Source organism: Flagellimonas flava (assembly GCF_050617915.1).
GTDB classification, from domain to species: domain Bacteria; phylum Bacteroidota; class Bacteroidia; order Flavobacteriales; family Flavobacteriaceae; genus Flagellimonas; species Flagellimonas flava_A.
Window position 1 is genome coordinate 1 of the sequence record NZ_JBODQE010000228.1, and the last position, 231, is coordinate 231.

Here is a 231-nt window from a genome sequence, read left to right on the forward strand (position 1 = left end):
ATTTGGAATTTGGAATTTGTAGGTTGGAATTTTAATCAAACCATTTCAATTTAAACAGTTTACTATCCATCAAGTCCGCTGTGCCATGAAAGTGGGCTCCGATGGGGTATTGCTTGGAGCTTGGACAAGTTTGGAAGCCCAATCGGATTCCATTTTGGATATCGGTGCCGGTACGGGGTTGATTGCCCATCAAATGGCTCCACGCTCAATGGCGGAGGTTATAGATGCCAT

General features: G+C 44.6%; 1 pseudogene. It reads left to right on the forward strand.

Annotated elements, in window-relative coordinates:
* Window positions 1-85: 85 nt before the first annotated feature.
* A pseudogene (locus ACRHOZ_RS21640) lies at window positions 86-231 on the forward strand (tRNA (adenine-N(6)-)-methyltransferase); the annotation flags it as partial.